This window comes from Pseudomonas sp. Ga0074129 (genome assembly GCA_001465025.1).
Taxonomy (GTDB): domain Bacteria; phylum Pseudomonadota; class Gammaproteobacteria; order Pseudomonadales; family Pseudomonadaceae; genus Aquipseudomonas.
On sequence record LNDO01000080.1, the window covers coordinates 24,090 to 43,702 of the forward strand.

The window sequence follows — 19,613 nt, forward strand, 5'->3', positions numbered from 1 at the left end:
ACTCCATGCAGTTGTCTTGCATTCAAGATAAAATACGAGGCTAATATCGACTTGTCTTGAATTCAAGATAAAAATTGGAGTGTCAGCATGACCGAAGTGCGCCCGCTGGATGCCGTCGATGCCATTCTTCAACAATGGCAGCGTGAGCGGCCTGATCTGGATGTCAGCCCAATGGGCGTGATTGGCCGGCTGGGCCGTTGCGCCGCCTTGCTACGCCGCGAGCTGGATGCGGTATTCAGCACCTTTGGGCTGAGCGCTTGGCAGTTCGATGTGCTGGCCACCTTGCGCCGTGCGGGTGAGCCCCATTGTTTGGCCCCGACTGCACTGTATTCGGCGTTGATGATCACCTCCGGCACCATGACCCGGCAGCTGCAGCAACTGGAAGCCGCCGGCTGGGTCAGCCGTGTGGCCAACCCCCATGATGCCCGGAGCATGCTGGTGCAGTTGACGCCGGCCGGCCTGGCGTTGATCGACCGAGCAGTGACCGCACATGTCGATAACCTGGCGCGTCTGGTGGCCCCGCTGGCCCCGGCACAATACGCGGAATTGGAAGCGCAGTTGGCCGCGTTGCTGGCGCTGCTGGAACCGCCGGTTGCATGAATGTTCAATACGTCCACGCCCGAGCAGGCGACGCAAAGTGAGGTGAGTGATGAGTAACGAGTTGGTAATCGAAGACCTGCAGGTGGGTGATGGCAAAGCGGTGGTCAAGGGGGCGTTGATCACCACCCAGTACCAGGGCTGGTTGGAGGACGGCACGCTGTTCGACTCCTCGCTCGTGCGCGGTAAGCCGTTCCAATGCGTGATCGGCACCGGCCGGGTCATCAAGGGTTGGGATCAGGGGCTGATGGGCATGAAGGTCGGCGGCAAGCGCAAACTCTTCGTGCCCTCGCATCTGGGCTACGGCGAACGTCAGTTCGGTGCGCATATCACGCCGCATTCCAACCTGATCTTCGAGATTGAGTTGCTGGAAGTGCTGACGCGCGACGACTGAGGGCGCGTCGCCAATGCGCCCACTCGCCACCCGTGCAGCCCTCGGTCGCACGGGTGGCATCCTCTAGAGCAGTAAAATTTGCAGTTCACGGCTGACGTTTACGGTGATGCCGCCACCCGTGGCGCGCACGCTCTGCTCGGTGCCGTGCAGGGGGTTATGCAAGGTGCCTTGGCCGTTGCGTAAGAGGCGTACCGTGCCCGCTTCTTGCGCCCAGAACAGCCATAGCCAGCGGCCATCGGAGCGCTGCCAGGCGATGCTGATCATGCCTTGGGGCGCGTTGGCGAATGCCGGTGGGGTAAGAGGCGTTAGCTGTGGTCCGGTAATCTGCAGCAGGCGCTTGAGCGCACCGTAAGCCGGTTTTTCGCTGCCATCCAAGCGCAATAAACCGTAACTGCGATCACGCACGGTGGCCCGCGCGTCCAGGTCGCTCAGGGTAAAGAGAAACACCTTGTCGAAGTCCATCGCGCTCATCAGGGCCAGGCGGCGCAGCATGTAGTCGGCTTGGCCCAGTTCGCCGATGATCGGCTGCATTTCCACGGGCCCGGCATAGCTCGACCAGCCAAACTCGGTTGCCCAAATCGGCCCACTACCATTGCGGCGTAGGTGCTGATTGAGCGTGCCTGCATTGCTGAGAAAGTCACCGCTGGCGGGTACATCACCCTCGGGCGTCTGGGTGTAGGGATGGTAGGCCGTGACACGATCTGGTTTGAGGCTGCCTTGTTGCAGCAACGCCTCCAGCATCAAACCACCACGCAATGGCATTTGGCTGTAGTAAGCATGCCCGCCAATCACCTGTGTTGCTGTGGGTTGCGTGCTGCTGAGTTGCTGCAAGCTGGTTTCCAGTAGGTTGCGGTAGTGCGCTGGGTCTTCGGCGGGTTGCCAGAACGATGGGATGTTTTGCTCGTTCCACACCTGCCAGGCGCTCACTTGCGGGTAACGGTTGGCCAGGTAGCTGAAGCTGCTGGCAAACAGTTGCGCATTGATGGGCGGGTATTGATCCGCATTGCTCACGCCGTTGGGCGCTGAAGAGGCAAAGGGGGCTGAGCCAACCAGATACACCAAAGGTTTGAGTTGTTCATCGCTCATGACTTGCATCAGCCGGTCCAGCTCATGCAGTTGCCATTGCCCCGGACTTGGCTCCAGTCGATCCCAGTGCAGCCCTAAACGCACCCAGTGCAGGTTCAGTTCCTTGAGTTTGCTGATTTGCTGGCGATAGGTATTTTCCGGAAACCACGGCAGTTGCGCATTCATGCCCAGAAAATCGGACCAGATCACCGGGCGCGGCCCTTTCATTGAATGTGACGGTGCTGCATTGGCCAAGTTGCACGTCAGCAGGGCGAAGAGGCCGATGGCAGTGAGGCGTTGCAGGGCATTACAAAGTAGGTTTGACATGGCTGCTCTCCCAGTTACTGGTGCATGAAAGGCCCAGCCTAGGCGCTTTGAAACCATGCCCATAGCCGGTAAGTGGCCGGCGCGATAAAGGGCTATATCGGTATGACTGACGGTTTAATGTCGTTTTTTATGGTCAATAAATTGTCGCTATATATGGCTGTTTGCCCTCTGTGTCAGAAACAACCTGCGCGGATGGCGGCCCTGTTTGGGCTTGTAGTTCAGATGAGGCGTGTTGCCTGAAATGCCTAAGATGGCACGGCAAACCAAGGATTAACGGGCATTTGTAGTTCTAGGCGCGGGAGATCAGCCAAGGCTCATCTAGAGCCTGCGACATGGCGTATCAGTCCCGTTGGCTCATCGCTTTGTTTGCCAGATACGCCCTTGATGGGATGTCGCATGTACGGCTTGTCGGGCCGTACATTTCACCGTTTTGAGATATCCGTTGCACTGAACAAAGGTGTCAGGCCTCTCGTGAAGGCTTGAACGGCTTCGGCGGCTGGGCCATGGCCGGGTTTAGAGCGCAACAAAAATTGTTAAAAAATGGCTTCATACGAGTGCAACTTCGGCCTTAATATGTTGCCCCGTACTTTTGAAACCCTGTGTATGACAACCTTTCAGGAACCCCCCAGTAGTCACTTCAACAGCAAGCATTTGCACTGTCGAAGAATGCCTATGTCCAGCAGTTGCTTCTCTCCTCCGCGTTCCGCTGCATCCCCCCGTTATAGTCCAGCCCAAGCGTCGAGCCTCATCAGGTTGATTCGCTACGTCACGCCTGCGTCTGTTTTTTGGGCGGGCAATTATTCGCCTCAAGCGGCCGCTTGAGCAGGCAGCTACCGTTTGGTCAAAACCATATCGTGTTTAAGGCATGCCTGATTGATGTTGCACTGTCTTCGAATGGCATTGCGTGGATAGCAGAATGTGCACTTTTGATGCACGCAGGAGATTAAGTTGGAATTTTTCGCGCTGGCTCTGTTGATTGTTCTGAATGGCTTATTTGCCATGTCAGAAATCGCTCTGGTCGCAGCCAGAAAGGCTCGTTTGATGAAGTTTGCAGCGGATGGTGATTCGGCCGCAGCGATCGCATTGAAACTGGCAGAAGACCCTACCAAGTTTCTATCAACGATTCAGATTGGTATCACGTCGATTGGTATCTTGAACGGTATCGTCGGTGAGGCTGTGCTTGCCGGTCCTTTGGCCATCTGGTTGCAGGCCCAAGGTGTACCCGCCAGTACCGCAGGCATTGCCGCGACTGCTGGTGTGGTTATTGTCATCACCTATGTGTCGATCGTGATCGGTGAGTTGGTTCCCAAACGTATCGGTCAGCTCAACCCGGAGGCCATTGCGCGCCTGGTTGCACGACCGATGGTGACCTTGTCATTTATGACGCGTCCGTTTGTCATGTTGCTGACCTGGTCTACCCACACCATTTTGCGAATCATGGGTGTTCGCCAAATCAATAATTCCGGCGTCACAGAAGAAGAAATTCACGCCATGCTCGAGGAAGGCTCCGAGTCTGGTGTGATCGAGCAGCATCAACACGCGATGGTAAGGAACGTATTCCGCCTTGATGACCGGCAGTTGGGCTCATTGATGATCCCACGTTCTGATCTGGTGTTTGTCGACGTGCGCAAAGCATCTGAAGACAACATTCAAGCCATGATTGAATCCGAGCATTCGCGGTTCCCCGTGTGCGACGGCGGCTTGGATAATCTGCTGGGCGTTATTCACGCCAAGAAGGCCTTCGCCTGTCTGGCCAAAGGTGAAAAACCGGACTTTACCGAGCAACTGCAACCCTGTGTGTTTGTACCGGAAACGCTGACCGGCATGGAGTTGCTCGAACAATTCCGCGCCAGCGGTATGCAAATGGCATTTGTCATCGATGAGTACGGCGAGCTTGAAGGCATCGTTACGCTGCAAGACGTTCTTGAAGCCGTTACCGGTGAGTTCACGCCTAATAACGCGGAGGACTCATGGGCTGTGCAACGGCACGACGGCTCCTGGTTGCTCGACGGTGCGATCCCGATTCCGGAAATGAAAGATCGCCTTGTGTTGAAAACAGTACCTGAGGAAGACAAGGGTCGTTATCACACCGTGTCAGGCATGTTCATGTTGCTGCTTGGGCGCGTGCCTTCAACCAGTGACCGTGTCCAGTGGGACGGCTGGATGTTTGAAGTTGTTGATATGGATGGCAAGCGCATCGACAAGGTGCTGGCGACTCCGGTGGATATCTCCGACGAATCCGAGTCGGATGCCGCAGCAATTGAAGCGGATGATCACGAGGCGGCCAGTCACCGCTGATTGGCAGTGACCTCTGCGTCGGATATGCAATCCGGCGCGCCATAAACAGAAAACCCGGCGCAAAGCCGGGTTTTTGTTTTTCAACGGTGCTTACTTGATCTCGACCGCCAGGCTGTCGTGGATCTTTTGCTGCCAGATGGCCGGGCCGGTGATGTGCACTGACTCGCCCTTGGTGTCGACCGCCACTGTGACAGGCATGTCTTTCACGTCGAACTCGTAGATGGCTTCCATACCCAGTTCGGCGAAGGCCACCACGCGCGATTTCTTGATCGCCTGAGCAACCAGATAAGCAGCGCCGCCCACGGCCATGAGGTACACGGCTTTATTGTCTTTGATCGCTTCGATGGCAATCGGGCCGCGCTCGGACTTGCCGATCATGCCCAGCAGGCCGGTGCTTTCAAGGATCTGTCGGGTGAACTTGTCCATCCGCGTAGCGGTGGTCGGGCCGGCTGGGCCGACGACTTCTTCACGCACTGGATCAACCGGGCCGACGTAATAAATGAAGCGGCCTTTCAGATCGACCGGCAGTTCTTCGCCTTTGTTCAGCATGTCGACCATGCGTTTGTGCGCGGCGTCGCGGCCGGTGAGCATCTTGCCGTTGAGCAGGACGGTTTCACCCGGCTGCCAGCTTTGCACGTCTTCCGGGGTCAGGGTGTCGAGGTCGACGCGGCGTGCGCTCGGGCCGGCTTCCCAGACGATTTCTGGGTAGGCAGACAGATCCGGCGCTTCCAGCTCGGCCGGGCCGCTGCCATCGAGCACGAAGTGCGCATGACGGGTGGCGGCGCAGTTGGGGATCATGCACACCGGCAGGCTAGCGGCGTGGGTCGGGTAGTCCATGATCTTCACGTCGAGCACGGTGGTCAGGCCACCCAGGCCCTGGGCGCCGATGCCCAGTTGGTTAACTTTTTCGAACAGTTCGAGGCGCATTTCCTCGATCTTGTTCTGCGGGCCGCGTGCTTTCAGCTCATGGATGTCAATGTGCTCCATCAGCACTTCCTTGGCCATGACCGCAGCCTTCTCGGCCGTGCCGCCGATGCCAATGCCGAGCATGCCCGGTGGGCACCAGCCAGCGCCCATGGTGGGAACGGTTTTTAGCACCCAGTCGACGATGGAGTCGGACGGGTTGAGCATGGCCATCTTCGATTTGTTTTCGGAGCCGCCACCTTTGGCTGCGACGTCCACTTCCACCTTGTCGCCGGGGACGATGGAGTAGTGGATTACGGCCGGGGTGTTGTCCTTGGTGTTCTTCCGCGCGCCAGCTGGGTCGGCGAGGATCGAGGCGCGCAGGACGTTTTCCGGCAGGTTGTAAGCGCGGCGCACGCCTTCGTTGATCATGTCGTCAACGCTCATGGTCGCGCCGTCCCAGCGTACGTCCATGCCGACTTTGACGAACACGGTGACGATGCCGGTGTCCTGACAAATCGGGCGGTGGCCAGTGGCACACATGCGCGAGTTAATCAGAATCTGCGCCATGGAGTCTTTGGCCGCTGGCGATTCTTCGCGCAGGTAGGCCTCGTGCATGGCCTGGATAAAATCCACGGGGTGGTAATAGGAGATGAACTGCAGGGCGTCGGCGACGCTCTGGATCAGGTCGTCTTGCTTGATCACGGTCATGCTGGGCGCTCCTTTTTCTAGGGCAGGAGTAGGGCAGGAACTTCTCAGAACGCTGGGGCATTCCCGGCGCAGGGCTATCAAGGTCTAAGGGCAAGGCCAAAGCACAAGATAAAAAGGCGCGACAGTATACCGCGCACACCGGCAGGCGCACACCGCTGCGGGGTTCGACCAAGGTCGCTTATCGATTTAGTAGGTCGATAAACGCGCGCGTCTCAGGCCACCCGCATGACCCTAGGCAATATGTGATCACAGGCGTAGAGTGGCGGCTTTACGCCAGCATGGGACGGAGCCCATACACCCATGAGCCTAGACAGCCGAAGGGGTATTCAGCGGTCACTGCAAAGCCTGCTGCGCAAGCGTTTCGGCATGGCTGCGGCGACGTATGCGCTGACGGGATTACTGTGTTGGTTAGGCTTCTTTGCTGGGCTGTTGCCCATCAGCCTGCAGACGGCTTTTGTTGTCTCGGCGTTGGTGGTTATCAGTCAGCTGATTTTTCTCGGTTTGTTTCTCAGTGATATCAATCTGCGTTTTGCCGATCCCAGCCTGACCGAGCCTCAGGTCATTGTGGCGCTGGCGTGGCAGACGGTGCTGATGGCCATCCTCAGCGAGGGGCGCGGCACCATGCTGGTGCTGTATATGCTGATCCTCTTGTTTGGCGTGTTTCAGCTCCCGCCCAGGGTCTTTGCTCGTTGCGCCCTCATGGCCTTTTTTGCCTTCGCCGGGCTTAATCTCTACGAAGCCCACACCCTGCAACTGAGCGATCCGCGCATCGCGTTTATGCAGGTCAGTGTGTTGGCGGCAGTGTTGTTCTGGCTGTGCCTGTTTGGCAGTTATGCGCAAACCATGCGTCAGCGTATGCGCCAGCGCCGCTTTGCCCTGCAAGCGCATCAGGACACCCTGCGCGGAATGATGCGCCAGTTGGAAGACTTGGCGGCCACCGATGAGCTAACCGGTTTGTTCAATCGTCGGCATTTCCTGCGCTTAGCTGGGCGTGAACTGGAGAGTCTTCGTAAGGGGCGTCAGCACGGTCTGGCACTGCTGGACTTGGACCACTTCAAATCAATCAATGATCTTCACGGCCACGCGGCGGGTGATCGGGTGTTGCAGACGTTTGCGGCGGTTGCCCGCGCGTGCTTGCGTGATGGGGATGTGGTGGCGCGCTATGGCGGTGAAGAGTTTGTTTTGTTGCTGCCCAACACTGACGCCGACCAGTTCACCGCCTGTTGCGAACGTCTGCGTGAGGCGTTCAGCCGTTCCGAACCGCTGGGTTTGCAGGTGTCCAACCTGAGTGTGTCGATCGGCTTGACCCTGCTAAGCGCCGATGATGACTTGGATGAAGCGTTGCACCGCGCCGATCAGGCGCTTTATCAGGCCAAGCGAAATGGCCGTAACCGCTGCGCTGCCACCTGGGAAGATGTGGATGCCTGACGTACACGTGGCCGGGCAACAGCTGCCTGTGGCGGCTGCCAGTAACCTGTTGGATAACCTGCTCAATGCGGGCGTTGCCGTGCCGTACAGCTGCCGCGCGGGCAGCTGCCATGCCTGCATGGTGCGTTGTGTGGCGGGTGAGTTGCTGGATGCCAAGCCTGAAGCGTTGGGTGCACAACAACGCGAGCAGGGGTGGCGGCTGGCCTGCCAGTGTCAGGTTGTTGCCGATGTGCAAGTCGAGGTGTTTGACCCACAGCGTGATGGTGTGGCTGCTGTGATTCATAGCCATGACTGGTTGAGTCCGCATGTGCTGCGTTTACGCCTGATCCCACAGCGACCTCTGCGTTACAGCGCCGGGCAGTCGATTCAAGTGTGGACGCCGAGTGGTGTTGCACGCCCCTATTCGTTGGCCAGTATTCCGGGCGAAGCGCCGTGGGTGGAGCTGCACATTGACTGCCGGCACTCAGGCGCATTTGTCAGCGCGGCGCGTACTTTTCAGGTGGGCGATACCTTGCACCTAGGGGCGTTGCAAGGCCGGGCTTTGCAGTACGACGCCGACTGGCACAGTCGCCCTCTCTGGTTATTGGCCTCAGGCACCGGGCTTGCGCCGTTGTATGGCGTATTGCGTGAGGCCCTGCGTCAGGGGCATCAGGGCGCGATTCGGCTGTTGCATGTTGCCCGCGAACCGGCTGAACACTATCTGGCCGATGCGCTCAACGCGCTGGCGAGCGAGCATGCACAACTCCAGGTCGAGTGGGTACTGGCGGCCGAGCTGTCGGCTGCTTTGGCCGAACTGCGCCTTGTTTCACGGCAGACCATCGCCTTACTCTGCGGCCACCCTGAGAACGTAGAAACCTTCGCGCGCCGCCTGTTCTTGCTGGGTGTGCCGCGTAATCAGGTTTTTGCCGACGTTTTTTTGCCTCACGCGCGCTGAGTCCTTTTTCGCGCGCGGAAGGCCTGCCGCGAGGAATCATGATGAGCGAACACCTGCAGATCGAGCGCGAGCAGGGGTTACTGACCCTGTGTATGCACCGGCCCGACAAAAAGAATGCCCTGACCCGCGCCATGTACAGCGGCATGGCCGAGGTGCTGGTGCAGGCCGATCAAGATAAAAGCGTGCGTGCCGTGCTGATTACCGGTGGCGATAGCTGTTTTACCAGCGGCAATGATGTGGCCGACTTTATCCAGGCGCCGCCAACCGGGCTGAACAGCGAAGTGTTCCAGTTTATGCAGGCGCTGTTTGAGTTCAGCAAACCGGTTGTGGCGGCGGTCAATGGCCCAGCTGTGGGCATCGGCACAACCATGCTGCTGCATTGCGATCTGGTTTATGTGAGCCGTGATGCGGTGTTGAAAATGCCCTTCGTTAACCTCGGTCTGTGCCCCGAGTACGGCAGCAGCCTCATTCTGCCGCGCCTGTTGGGCCATGCCCGCGCTGCTGAGTTGCTGCTGCTCGGGCAACGCTTTACGGGCGAGCAGGCGACTGCCTGGGGCATTGCCAACGAAGCGCTGAACAGCGGTGCTGAAACCCTGAGCAAGGCCCGTGAGATGGCGCTGCGCTTTCAGCAACTGGCACCAGCCGCAGTGGCAGACAGCAAGCGCCTGATGCGCGCGCCGGGCCGCGAAGAGTTGCGTCGGGTGATCGAAGAGGAGGGCGCGCTATTCGGTCAGCGCCTGCGCTCGCCAGAAGCCATCGAGGCGCTGACTGCCTTTATGCAGCGGCGCACGCCGGATTTCAGTAAGTTCGCTTAAGGGACGAGAATGCCGGTGCGCGTATCGCGCGCCCTATGTAAATGTGGGATGAAAATAAAGTGTCATCCGTATAAATAAAGTTTCATCCTTTCGCCGATTGAGCAGCCATCTGCATGTAAAAAGCTGGAATCTGCGAGGCCGGTATAAGCCGTTTGACCTTCTCCCGGATTTCATCCGGGTTACAAAAAAGGCCGCTCACTGGCCTTAAATGAGCGGCCTTTTGCATTGCAGCGCAGTGTTACACCAGCGCTTCACCGACATGCAGCAACTTCAGGGTGTTGGTGCCGCCGATGGTGTGGTAGCTGTCGCCCTTGGTCAGGATCACCCAATCACCGGCTTGCACCACGCCACGCTTGAGCAACTCGTCCACAGCCGCTTGGCTGACCTCGGCCGGTTGCAGGGCGGCTGGATCGAACGGCACGGTGTAGACGCCACGGAACATGGCTGCACGTGCCTGGGTTTCGCGGTGCGGAGAGAAGGCGAAAATCGGCACGGAAGAGCGGATGCGCGACATGATCAGCGGGGTGTAGCCACTTTCGGTCAGCGCAATGATCGCCTTCACACCTGGGAAGTGATTGGCGGTGTACATGGCGGCCAGGGCGATGCTTTCGTCGCAGCGCTCGAACTCGGTGCCCATACGGTGGCTGGATTTTTTACTGGTGGGGTGCTTTTCCGCGCCGAGGCAAATACGTGCCATGGCTTGCACTGCTTCCAGCGGGTAAGCGCCAGCGGCGCTCTCGGCGGAGAGCATCACGGCATCGGTGTAGTCGAGCACGGCGTTGGCCACGTCAGAAACTTCGGCGCGGGTCGGCATCGGGTTCTGGATCATCGACTCCATCATCTGCGTGGCCGTGATCACCGCCTTGTTATGGCGGCGGGCGTGCAGGATGATTTTCTTCTGAATGCCGCACAGCTCGGCGTCGCCGATTTCCACGCCCAGATCGCCACGAGCGACCATCACGGCGTCGCTGGCGCGGATCAAACCGTCGAGGGTTTCGTCGTCGGCCACCGCTTCGGCGCGTTCGATCTTGGCCACCAGCCAGGCGGTGCCGCCGGCTTCATCGCGCAATTTTCGCGCGTAATGCATATCGTCGGCATCACGTGGGAAGGACACCGCCAGGTAATCCAACTGCATCTCGGCAGCGAGCTTAATATCGACTTTGTCTTTCTCTGTCAGCGCCGGCGCCGTCAGGCCTCCGCCACGACGATTTATGCCTTTGTGGTCGGACAACGGGCCGCCGATGATCACCTCGCAGTGCAGGGCATCAGCGGTGGCTTCCACCACCCGCATAACCACACGGCCGTCGTCGAGCAGCAGTTCGTCACCGACGCCGCAATCCTTGACCAGGTCCGGGTAGTCGATGCCGACGATGTCTTGCGTACCGGCAGTCAACGGATGGCTGGTGGAGAAGGTGAAGCGGTCGCCCAGCTTGAGTTCAATGCGTTTGTTGGCGAATTTGGCGATGCGGATTTTCGGGCCTTGCAGGTCGCCCAGCAGGGCCACGTGGCGGCCATGTTTGGCGGCTAACTCGCGCACCAGCGCGGCGCGCGCTTTGTGCTCGTCAGGCGTGCCATGGGAGAAGTTCAAGCGGGCAACATCCAGGCCCGCGATGATCAGTTGTTCAAGCACCTCGGGACTGTTGCTGGCGGGGCCGAGGGTGGCGACGATTTTGGTGCGGCGAAAGGTCATGCACAGGCTCCTGATTGGCATCTGTGCACGAGGCTACTATGCCGCAACCCTGTAGTCATTGTTCCTCTGCACTACTTTCTACTTCGTGGTTTCTAACGATTGAGCGCCTGGTCCAGATGCCGTGCTGCCTTATTACGTAACTCGCTGTTGGGGTATTGCACCAGCAAGCGACGCAGGTAAGTGATGGCTTTTTCACGATTGGCCTGCGGATTATCAGCGGCCATGTACATCAGGCCCAGTTGGTACAGCGCCTTCTCTTTGATATCGGCAGGAATCCCCGGGTCGCTCAGCGCCAAGAGGTAAAGCTCTTCGGCTTCATCGACGCGGTTTTTCAATACGGCACGGCGTGAGAGCAGGGTCATGTCCTGATCAAGACTGGGTTTGTACAGGTCAAACTGCTGATCGGGTTTCCAGTGAGCCAGGAGTTCTTGTGAGGTTTTATGCACAGGCTCAAATTCGCGTTCACGAATCAGCACGATACGGGCTTCGGCACGTTCTGCCGCGCGGCTTGCGGGAAACTGGTTGAGCACCTGATAAAAGTAATTGAGCGCTTTGTTGTCATCGCGCTGCTCGTTGAAGCGGTTCATGTACAGCAGGCCAATTTGGTACAGCGAAATGGCACGGACTTCATCGCTGAGTTTTTCGTCACGGTATCCGGTCAGGTACAGTTGTTCAGCCTGTTCGCTTTTGGCATCGCGGATGGCTTGCGCGCTGTAAGTCAGCAAATCGCCTTCATCCTCAATGGCTGCCAGCATGCGGTTGTTCTTAAGTGTCTTGTACTCAACGATTTCTTGGGTCGTGATCTGCGCAATAAACAGCGGTGTGGTGGGCGAGCAGGCGCTCAGAAGAAGCGGGCAAAGCAGCAATAGCAGGCGGGACGGTGCGTACATGACAACTCCGGGGCGCATGGGCCGATGCTTGCCAGTCTAGTCATTGCGCTGCAGCGAGACCAAGCAAGGTGCAGCAATACCCATCGGAGGATATGTGCCTGCAGAATTTTCATGTCCAGTCGATACATTGGCCATCAAAGGAGGGGTTTATGCGCATCGTATTAGCTGTGTGTGTTGTGGTCTTACTGGCGGGTTGTAATCGTTATTCATTTGATCGTCAGCTCGATCATGCCTATGAGGCGTATGAGCGCGGCGAGTGTGAAACAGTGATTTTATTGCTCTCCAAGGCTGAGCGTAATAGCCGTTTGCGCCGTTACATGCAGCCCGAAATCTCGCTATTGCGCGGCCAATGCCTAGAGCGACAGGCTTTATTCGTCGATGCGTTGCAGACGTACCAGTTTATCGTGACTCATTACCCGGCCAGTGAATATGCCTATCGCGCCCGCGCCCGCATGGAAACCCTACGCCAACTGGGGCACGCAGCTGGTGATGCGGCCGTCAAGGTTACGCCAGTCAAGCCGTGATGGCTGGCTGCACAAGTATGTGGGCGGCTATGCTTGCCGGTATTGATTGGTAATGGGAGGGACTCCATGCGCTTTTGGTTGTGTTTGTTAGTGTTGCCGGGTTTGGCTACTGCCGAGATTTATCGCTGGACCGATGCCAACGGCCAGGTTCATTTTGGCCAGCGACCCGCTGCCAGTGGTGCTGAGAGGGTTGAAGTCCGCCCGCAGGTTGTTGAGCGTGATCAGCAGACCCGCGAGCGTGAAGAGCGCACCAGTCGTTTTTATGATGCGCGCCGTGAAGAGCAGGCGCACGCGTCTGCTCAGGCGCAAGAGCGTCAAGCCAAGCGTGCGGCAGAGTGTCAGGACTTACGTCGCCGTCTTGCGAATATTCCTGAGGGTTACAGTTATTACCGAACCGACGAAACTGGCGAGCGTAGCTATTACAGTGACCAGCAAGTGGATACCGCCCGTCAGCAACTGCAACGTCAGGTGACGGAGCGCTGTGCCTAAATCTGGTTAAAGCGCAGTAGTGAGGCCATACTCAATGGACATCTATAGCGATTTGCCACTATGCACAACTATGTTCAGCGCAGCATTGAGCGCCATCAACTGCCTTACTACCTGAAGGTGTTCAATCGCATCACTGACAAGCCCATGGGCTACATCGGTAATGTCTCGCTGGATGGGTTGCTGCTGATCAGCCAGTTGCCGCTGCTGGTCGACGCTCGCTTTGATATGCGCCTGAAAATTCCGGGCCATGAAACGCTGCATTACATTGACTTCTCCGCCACCTGTCACTGGTGCCGTGAAGACGTTACGCCTGGCTACTTTGATTCGGGTTTCTCTCTGGTGTCGCCGCCTGCCGACTATGCGCAGATGGTCGATGCATTGCGCCATTACTTCAGTTTTAGGCCGATGGCCGCTTCTGCTTAGTGCGTTGTGTGAAATCAATCCACAAAAAAACCGCCAAGTAGGCGGTTTTTTTGCATTTCAGTGTGCTTACGCGTTGGCGCTTTGCTGCAGTTGTAGCAGCGCATCACAGCGCGCTTGTACCTCACGATATCGCTCGGCATCGTTGGCCAATACAGCGCCCAGTGCCGGGAAAATCTCGTTAAGCTTGCTGCTCCACTGCTCGCTTTTGGCCTGCTCGGCAAAGCAACGGTTGATCAGATCAAGCATGATCGAAACGGTCACCGAAGCGCCCGGCGATGCGCCCAGCAGGGCGGCAATCGAACCGTCCTCAGCTGCCACCAATTCAGTACCAAACTGCAAAATACCGCCTTTTTTGGCGTCTTTTTTGATGATCTGCACGCGTTGGCCAGCAATCTCCAGGCGCCAGTCTTCTGCTTTGACCTCTGGGTAGAAGCCGCGCAGGGTTTCCAGGCGCTGATCTTCTGATTGCAGCACTTCCTTGACTAGATAGCGGGTCAGGTCAAAGTTGTCGCGTGCAACGGCCAGCATAGGGCCGATGTTGTTGAAACGGATCGACAGCGGCAGATCAAGGAATGAGCCGCGCTTGAGGAACTTGGTGGTGAACCCGGCATAAGGGCCGAACAGCAGCGAGGTCTTGCCATCCACTACGCGCGTGTCCAGGTGCGGTACAGACATGGGCGGTGAACCTACCGCTGCTTGGCTGTAAACCTTGGAATGGTGCTGTTTGACCACGTCCTGGTTATCGCAACGCAACCACTGACCACTTACCGGGAAGCCGCCAAACCCTTTGCCTTCCGGGATGCCCGACATCTGCAGCAAGGGCAGTGCAGCACCGCCCGCGCCGAGGAAGACGAACTTGGCTTGAATCTCACGCAGATGACCGGTTTGCAGGTCTTTTACGCTCACCAGCCAGCCTTTGCCGCTGCGCTTGAGGCCGATTACTTTTTGCTTGCAGGTGACCTTGGCGTCGTTTTGTTGACCAAGGTGGGCCAGCAGGCTTTGTGTCAGATTGCCGAAGTTGACGTCGGTGCCAGCCATCACGCGGGTGGCGGCGATAGGCTCGTTCGGGTCACGACCCGGCATCATCAGTGGCATCCACTGCGCCAGCGTGGCACGGTCTTCGGTGTATTCCATGTCTGCAAAGGCATGGTGCACCGTCAGGGCGTCGAAGCGTTTTTTCAGAAAGTCGATGCCTTTCTGGCCACGCACAAAGCTCAGGTGTGGGATCGGGTTAATAAACGATTTCGGTGTACCAAAACGGCCTTTCTCGACCAAGTAGGCCCAGAATTGCTTGGACTCTTCGAACTGGGTGTTAATGGTTACCGACTTCTTGATGTCGATGGAACCGTCAGCACTTTCGGGGGTGTAGTTCAGCTCGCACAAGCCAGCATGGCCAGTACCTGCGTTGTTCCATGGATTGGAGCTTTCAACCGCCCCAGACTCCATCATTTCAAGCACTTCCAGCTTGATCGCCGGATCAAGCTCCTTCAGCAACACGGCCAAAGTCGCGCTCATGATGCCGGCACCCACCAGTACCACATCCAGTGTTTCGTTATCGTTCTGCGCCATTACCACTTCTCCGCAAACCAGCACTCAAAAGACGTTAGTCAGCTTGTGTTTACACAGCCAATCAGCAGTCGGCGAGACGCTCAGGGTTGCAGGAAGCAGGCTTCTGCGGGCAGATGCCAACCGAGAGATCGTTCATGTTCGCCACACTCTTGTGAAGTTTTCCAAACCGTTTTTCACGCTCTTTTGGAGTCGTGAACCTCAAACCGCGTCTGCCGGCCCGTATTCCATGACGTATGAAACTCAGGCTGTAATAGCCAGCTTTTCTTACAGGAAAACGGCGACCGATTGGCAGCGCGAAGTGGGCGACTCTCTGGGGCGCAGCCGATGAAGTGATGCATCAGCGTGACGGCGGGGCCCGATCAGGAGGCGACCTTATAATCGGGGCGCGATTATAAGGGTAAAGCACGAAAATTGATCGCCTGGTGTGACTTTTCTTCTCCCGCCGGTCAGGCTTTCAACAATTGTTGCGGCGCTACACAGGTTGTTGATGGTGCGATTTTGGCGCATGCATCGTTGGAACAATGCAGCTTTCTTCGGCGGCCCAACTGCACCACTGCATAGTCAACGCCTTGTGGAACAAGGGCTGAGCGGTGTCATACACGGCAATTACCCTGAAAATCGCTGAAGGCCTATGTATACATCGGCACGTATGGCGAAAGCAGGCTGCGCAGTGAGAGAGTCATCAGGGATGGAGACTAAAGTCTTATGTCGAGCGCGCCTAACAACGCGGTTGCGGGAACCTGTAACCGGGTTTTCCATCTTATGTGTCGGTGCTGTCAGGCGTCTCGGCCCATGGTTATACTGCGCGCCATCTGTACCCACCTACTTATGGAGAGTTGAGCATGCTGCATCGTCTGCTGTTAGGTCTTGTGGCTGTTGCCAGCCTTACTCTGGTGGGTTGTGCCCATAGCCCACAACAACTGCGTCCAGAACCCAAACTGATCAGCCCGTTGACCGCAGTGGGTCAGGGTCAGCCAGTGGTGGTGCGTGTTGCTGATGGTCGTCCGTCCCCTGTATTGGGTACGCGTGGTGGCCTCTATCCTGATACCAGCAATATCAGTGTCTCAGGGCCGGATATTCTGCCCAAGCTGCAAGCACAGGCTGAAGCGGCCGTGCGGCTGTTGGGTTTCACGCCAACCGCTAACGCGTTTAATGCTCCGCAACTGACTCTTACCTTGGCCGAACTCAAGTATCAGTCGCCGAAAGAAGGTCTGTATGTGACTGAAGCGGACATGACCGCCAGTATCCGCCTGGACGTGCAGAACAGTAGCCGCCGTTACAGTGGTCGTTATGGCGCTTCCCTTAATCAACGTTTTGGCATGGCACCCAATCAGGCGACCAACACCAAGTTGGTGAGCGACGTATTGAGCGATGCGCTGACCCGCGCCTTCAAAGATCCAACCGTGAGCCAGATACTCGCGCAGTAAGCAGTTGAGTTAGGCAAGAGCCCGGATAATCTCCGGGCTTTTTTCTGCCTGACATTTGTCGCGGTGTTTAAGGCCGCTCTGCTGTCTTAGTGTATCAAGCGCGTTTCGTCGGATCGGATGCCAGTCGGGAGTAACCTTCGGTAGACTCCGCCGCCGTATTTAGGCTGCTCGATTTTGTGTCGTGCGTGGTGTGAATCAGGCGAGGCGTTATGCCTGCCCTTGAAAAACCGAGGTTGAGCATGTCTTTGCACGCGCTCTGGTGGTTAGTTGAGGCCCAGCCTGGGCTTTGGCTCAATGGATTGGCGTTGTTTGTCGCGTTGGCAGGAAGCTGGTTGCTGCTGGCCACTCGCCTGCGCGAGCAGCGGGCATTGGGTCGCTTAGTGGTTGGCAGTGAGTTGCAATCGGTGGAAGCGTCGGGTTATGCGATGGACACGCCGACACAACGCATCAATCAATTCTTTTATCGCTTTGGTGGCGTGTGCTTGCTGAGTGCCTTGCTGCTGTCATGGCTCAGTAGCAGTTTGTGAGTATTTGCGGCAATGAAGAAACGGCAGCCTTGGGCTGCCGTTTCTTTTTGCGTTAGAGCGCGAGCCCTGCCTTGACGCGGTACTGATTACGCACCGGGTTGGCATATTGCAGAATGAGGTAGGGCTGCTGCTCGGGTGGGCAATTGTCCAGGCGGCGCTGCCACTCGGTTTGCGCCTTTTGTAATTCTTCAGCGGGGAACAGGTCGGCCGCGGCGGGTACCTGCAACTGCGGGTCGCGGCCCGCCCATTGGGCATAAGCTAGATAGTGAGCAGGGAATAGTCGGTAGCCGCTCAGAATTTGCCTGTCCATTTCTGCGGCCAGCAGTTTGCTGTCGTCCAGACCTTGGCTGACCGGGGCACTGAAATGCACATGCACGCGCCCCTTGTAGCCGGTAATACCCAAGCCAATGCTTTGATCATCTTCGCCAGCTGCTTTGGTATAGCCGCCGCTGCTTTCGCGGATAAACAACTCGCGGGCTTTGGCTTGATCGCAAGGGTCGTACTCGTAGCTGATGGACACCGGAGTCAGGCGCAGCGCGCTGATCACATCGGCAAAAGGCTCAGCTTTGCGGCTCATGTGGAACATCTTGAGGATGGCCGAGTCGGTGCGGTCATCACCATCTTTGGCGCGACCTTCGGCTTGCGCAATCCAGATCGACTCACCATCGTTGCGAATCGAGTGGTTGATATACGCCGAAAGCAACTGGTAAGCCGCTAGTTTCTCGCGGCGCCCGCTGATCGAGCGGTGCACGATGAAGCTTTTATTCAGGCGCATTAGGTCGCTGACAAAAGGCTTCTGCAGCAGGTTATCGCCAATGGCAATCCGCGGGGTCGGCATGCCGGCATGGTAGACCGCATAGTTGACAAAGGCCGGATCCATGACGATATCGCGGTGGTTGGCCACAAACAGGTGGGCCTTGTCTGCCTGCAGGTTGTCGATGCCCGAGTAGGTAACGCCGTCGGTGGCGCGCTCAATGGTGCGGTCGACATAACGCTCAATGCGCGTCTGCAAGTGTGCGACAGACTGGACGTCGCAAAACTCATGGCGCAGCCGATAGGCTATAAGTGGTTTAAGCAGCCAGCCAAGTGATGCCGCCAGGCGCGGAAAACGAAACTGGGTGAGGATGTCGAGAAACGCATTGTCCGCCAGCAGACGCGTCAGTACGGCTGGTACTTCGGCGTCAGCATAAGGCCGGATCGCATCAAATTCGCCCATCATGATCTCTTGTTGTGGTGGCTGTGGAGACGCTCACGGCGCTGGGTCTACTCAATCAGAAGGGTTGCCCACTGCAGAGCCAGCTATAGACCAGCAATTATACGCCCAAGTCACAAGGAGTCTGCGATGCTCGAAAATCAAGACTATCAATGCCCCTACTGCGGTGAAGAAGTTGAGGCTGTGCTGGATTTGTCTGGGGGCGATCAGGAATACATCGAGGACTGCCCGGTGTGTTGTCGTCCCATCGTATTTTCCTTGCAGACAGATGGTGAAGATTGGCGTCTGGATGTGCGCGGGGAGAACGACTGATGCAGCGTATTTATGAGCCACAGGATGTAATGGAGGGTGAGTTATTAATGAGCATGCTGGCTAGTGAGGGTGTTGACGCGCACCTCACTGGGCGGCACTTGGCCGGTGCGCTGGGTGAGCTGCCCGCTTGTGGCCTGCTTGGATTGATGGTTGATAACGTCGATGTCGAGCGCGCGCAAGCCTTGATCGCCGCGTACAATGCCGCGCTGCCAATAACTGGCGATGAGCCCGAAAGCATTCAAGGCACACTGCTTTGTTAGCAAGTTTTTGCGGCGGCGAGTTCTATTTCACGCGCTATCGAGTTGCCCATGTGTGGACGTTTTGCCTTGTTTCGTTGGACGCCTGCTTTTGCGGCCACCGCGGGATTCCCTGTTGATCAACAGCCGCACTGGAGCATTTCGCCCAATAGCCAAGTGTTGCTGCTGCGCACTGTCGCGGGTGAGCGGCAATTGGCGCGCGCACGCTGGGGGCTGACGCCGCCCTGGCTAACGGATATGAGTAAAACCCCTGCTCAGGCTCGTGCAGAGACCTTGGCAGAGCAGCCGATGTTCCGTGATGCCTTTCGCCAGCGGCGCGGGTTACTGCCCGCCAACGGGTTTTATGAGTGGCGCGGTTCGGTCCGCAAGCGACCTTTTTGGCTCACGGGTGACGGTATGCCCATGCTGCATTTTGCCGCATTGTGGGAGGCGTATCCGGTTGAAGGGCACGTGTACCTCAGCGTTGCGGTGGTAACACTCGCCGCTGCTAATCAGCGTCGCCCTTTGATTTTGAGTGAGGCGGCCCAGCAAGCGTGGTTGGCAGACGATACGCCAGTGGCTGAATTGCACAGTTTACTGGTTAGCCCGCAACCGCAGCTGCGTGAGCGCGTGCTGGCCAATTTGGTCAATGACCCGAAACTGGATGCGCCGGAGTGCCTAACGCCAGCCTGATGTGTTCCTGCAAAGCGAAGGGCGCACGGCATGACCGTACGCCCTTTTTTATGGCTCTGTCTGAGTTAACTGTTGCAGTGGTCTAAACTGAATCGTGACATCTCCGAATACGAGGGATTGATCATGAAGACGATTCAATTTTCACGGT

20 protein-coding genes are annotated in these 19,613 nt (G+C 57.4%); 14 read left to right on the forward strand and 6 right to left on the reverse strand.

The features are described 5' to 3' along the window. Window positions 1–87 precede the first annotated feature (87 nt). Window positions 88–600, forward strand: coding sequence for a MarR family transcriptional regulator (locus tag AUK77_RS10900; protein ID WP_296129460.1), 513 nt, complete (start codon window positions 88–90; stop codon window positions 598–600). A gap of 49 nt (window positions 601–649) precedes the next feature. Beyond that, window positions 650–991, forward strand: a complete 342-nt coding sequence (locus tag AUK77_RS10905) for an FKBP-type peptidyl-prolyl cis-trans isomerase (protein ID WP_296129461.1) — start codon at window positions 650–652, stop codon at window positions 989–991. Window positions 992–1,054: 63 nt separating this feature from the next. On the opposite strand, the gene AUK77_RS10910 is transcribed toward AUK77_RS10905, so the two are convergent. Continuing rightward, a complete protein-coding gene (locus tag AUK77_RS10910; protein ID WP_296129464.1) occupies window positions 1,055–2,383 on the reverse strand; it encodes a beta-galactosidase in 1,329 nt (442 codons plus the stop codon). A gap of 948 nt (window positions 2,384–3,331) precedes the next feature. On the opposite strand from AUK77_RS10910, the gene AUK77_RS10915 reads away from it, so the two are divergent. Beyond that, window positions 3,332–4,681: a hemolysin family protein gene (locus AUK77_RS10915; RefSeq protein WP_296129467.1), complete on the forward strand. Its 1,350-nt coding sequence runs from the start codon at window positions 3,332–3,334 to the stop codon at window positions 4,679–4,681. Window positions 4,682–4,771: 90 nt separating this feature from the next. Here AUK77_RS10915 and AUK77_RS10920 read toward each other — a convergent pair whose 3' ends face one another. Beyond that, a complete protein-coding gene (locus tag AUK77_RS10920; protein ID WP_296129470.1) occupies window positions 4,772–6,295 on the reverse strand; it encodes a fumarate hydratase in 1,524 nt (507 codons plus the stop codon). A gap of 300 nt (window positions 6,296–6,595) precedes the next feature. On the opposite strand from AUK77_RS10920, the gene AUK77_RS10925 reads away from it, so the two are divergent. Genes AUK77_RS10925 through AUK77_RS10935 form a run of 3 tightly spaced genes read left to right on the forward strand, consistent with a single transcriptional unit; the run spans window position 6,596 to window position 9,472 of the window. Then, window positions 6,596–7,723, forward strand: a complete 1,128-nt coding sequence (locus AUK77_RS10925) for a GGDEF domain-containing protein (RefSeq protein ID WP_296129472.1) — start codon at window positions 6,596–6,598, stop codon at window positions 7,721–7,723. Further along, window positions 7,716–8,657 carry an iron-sulfur-binding ferredoxin reductase gene (locus AUK77_RS10930; RefSeq protein WP_296129473.1) on the forward strand — a complete coding sequence of 314 codons (942 nt, stop codon included), beginning with the start codon at window positions 7,716–7,718 and terminating at the stop codon, window positions 8,655–8,657. Before AUK77_RS10925 ends, AUK77_RS10930 begins: the two co-directional genes overlap by 8 nt. 41 nt (window positions 8,658–8,698) lie before the next feature. Further along, a complete protein-coding gene (locus AUK77_RS10935) occupies window positions 8,699–9,472 on the forward strand; it encodes an enoyl-CoA hydratase (protein ID WP_296129476.1) in 774 nt (257 codons plus the stop codon). Window positions 9,473–9,710: 238 nt separating this feature from the next. Here the strand turns inward: AUK77_RS10935 and pyk are convergent, their stop codons facing one another. After that, the gene (pyk, locus tag AUK77_RS10940; RefSeq protein WP_296129478.1) at window positions 9,711–11,162 is read right to left on the reverse strand and encodes a pyruvate kinase; all 1,452 of its coding nucleotides are present in this window, start codon (window positions 11,160–11,162) and stop codon (window positions 9,711–9,713) included. A gap of 92 nt (window positions 11,163–11,254) precedes the next feature. Further along, complete coding sequence (locus AUK77_RS10945; protein WP_296129479.1) at window positions 11,255–12,052, reverse strand: tetratricopeptide repeat protein; 798 nt, start codon at window positions 12,050–12,052, stop codon at window positions 11,255–11,257. 149 nt (window positions 12,053–12,201) lie between these two features. Between AUK77_RS10945 and AUK77_RS10950 the strand changes: the two genes are divergently transcribed. From AUK77_RS10950 to AUK77_RS10960, 3 genes are all read left to right on the forward strand, one after another. Continuing rightward, on the forward strand, window positions 12,202–12,576 hold the full coding sequence (locus AUK77_RS10950) for a tetratricopeptide repeat protein (protein ID WP_296129481.1): 375 nt from the start codon (window positions 12,202–12,204) through the stop codon (window positions 12,574–12,576). A 66-nt stretch (window positions 12,577–12,642) separates the two neighbouring features. Further along, window positions 12,643–13,065 carry a DUF4124 domain-containing protein gene (locus AUK77_RS10955; RefSeq protein ID WP_296129483.1) on the forward strand — a complete coding sequence of 141 codons (423 nt, stop codon included), beginning with the start codon at window positions 12,643–12,645 and terminating at the stop codon, window positions 13,063–13,065. A 60-nt stretch (window positions 13,066–13,125) separates the two neighbouring features. Beyond that, complete coding sequence (locus AUK77_RS10960; RefSeq protein ID WP_296129486.1) at window positions 13,126–13,488, forward strand: PilZ domain-containing protein; 363 nt, start codon at window positions 13,126–13,128, stop codon at window positions 13,486–13,488. A gap of 66 nt (window positions 13,489–13,554) precedes the next feature. Here AUK77_RS10960 and mqo read toward each other — a convergent pair whose 3' ends face one another. Beyond that, window positions 13,555–15,057: a malate dehydrogenase (quinone) gene (gene mqo / locus AUK77_RS10965; RefSeq protein ID WP_296129488.1), complete on the reverse strand. Its 1,503-nt coding sequence runs from the start codon at window positions 15,055–15,057 to the stop codon at window positions 13,555–13,557. An 842-nt stretch (window positions 15,058–15,899) separates the two neighbouring features. Between mqo and AUK77_RS10970 the strand changes: the two genes are divergently transcribed. Both AUK77_RS10970 and AUK77_RS10975 read left to right on the forward strand, forming a co-directional pair. Next, window positions 15,900–16,484 carry a YajG family lipoprotein gene (locus AUK77_RS10970; RefSeq protein ID WP_296129491.1) on the forward strand — a complete coding sequence of 195 codons (585 nt, stop codon included), beginning with the start codon at window positions 15,900–15,902 and terminating at the stop codon, window positions 16,482–16,484. 239 nt (window positions 16,485–16,723) lie between these two features. Further along, window positions 16,724–17,011 (forward strand): hypothetical protein, encoded by a 288-nt coding sequence (locus AUK77_RS10975; protein WP_296129493.1) that lies wholly within the window; start codon window positions 16,724–16,726, stop codon window positions 17,009–17,011. Between the two features lie 52 nt (window positions 17,012–17,063). Here the strand turns inward: AUK77_RS10975 and AUK77_RS10980 are convergent, their stop codons facing one another. Then, entirely contained in the window at window positions 17,064–18,227 is a 1,164-nt protein-coding gene (locus AUK77_RS10980) for a 1-acyl-sn-glycerol-3-phosphate acyltransferase (RefSeq protein ID WP_296129496.1), read from the reverse strand. 126 nt (window positions 18,228–18,353) lie between these two features. Between AUK77_RS10980 and AUK77_RS10985 the strand changes: the two genes are divergently transcribed. From AUK77_RS10985 to AUK77_RS10995, 3 genes are read left to right on the forward strand one after another with little or no spacing between them, the layout of a single operon-like run. Next, the gene (locus tag AUK77_RS10985) at window positions 18,354–18,536 is read left to right on the forward strand and encodes a CPXCG motif-containing cysteine-rich protein (RefSeq protein WP_296129499.1); all 183 of its coding nucleotides are present in this window, start codon (window positions 18,354–18,356) and stop codon (window positions 18,534–18,536) included. Then, window positions 18,536–18,796: a DUF2007 domain-containing protein gene (locus AUK77_RS10990; RefSeq protein WP_296129501.1), complete on the forward strand. Its 261-nt coding sequence runs from the start codon at window positions 18,536–18,538 to the stop codon at window positions 18,794–18,796. Before AUK77_RS10985 ends, AUK77_RS10990 begins: the two co-directional genes overlap by 1 nt. A 48-nt stretch (window positions 18,797–18,844) precedes the next feature. After that, window positions 18,845–19,465, forward strand: a complete 621-nt coding sequence (locus AUK77_RS10995; RefSeq protein WP_296129504.1) for an SOS response-associated peptidase — start codon at window positions 18,845–18,847, stop codon at window positions 19,463–19,465. Window positions 19,466–19,613 lie beyond the last annotated feature (148 nt).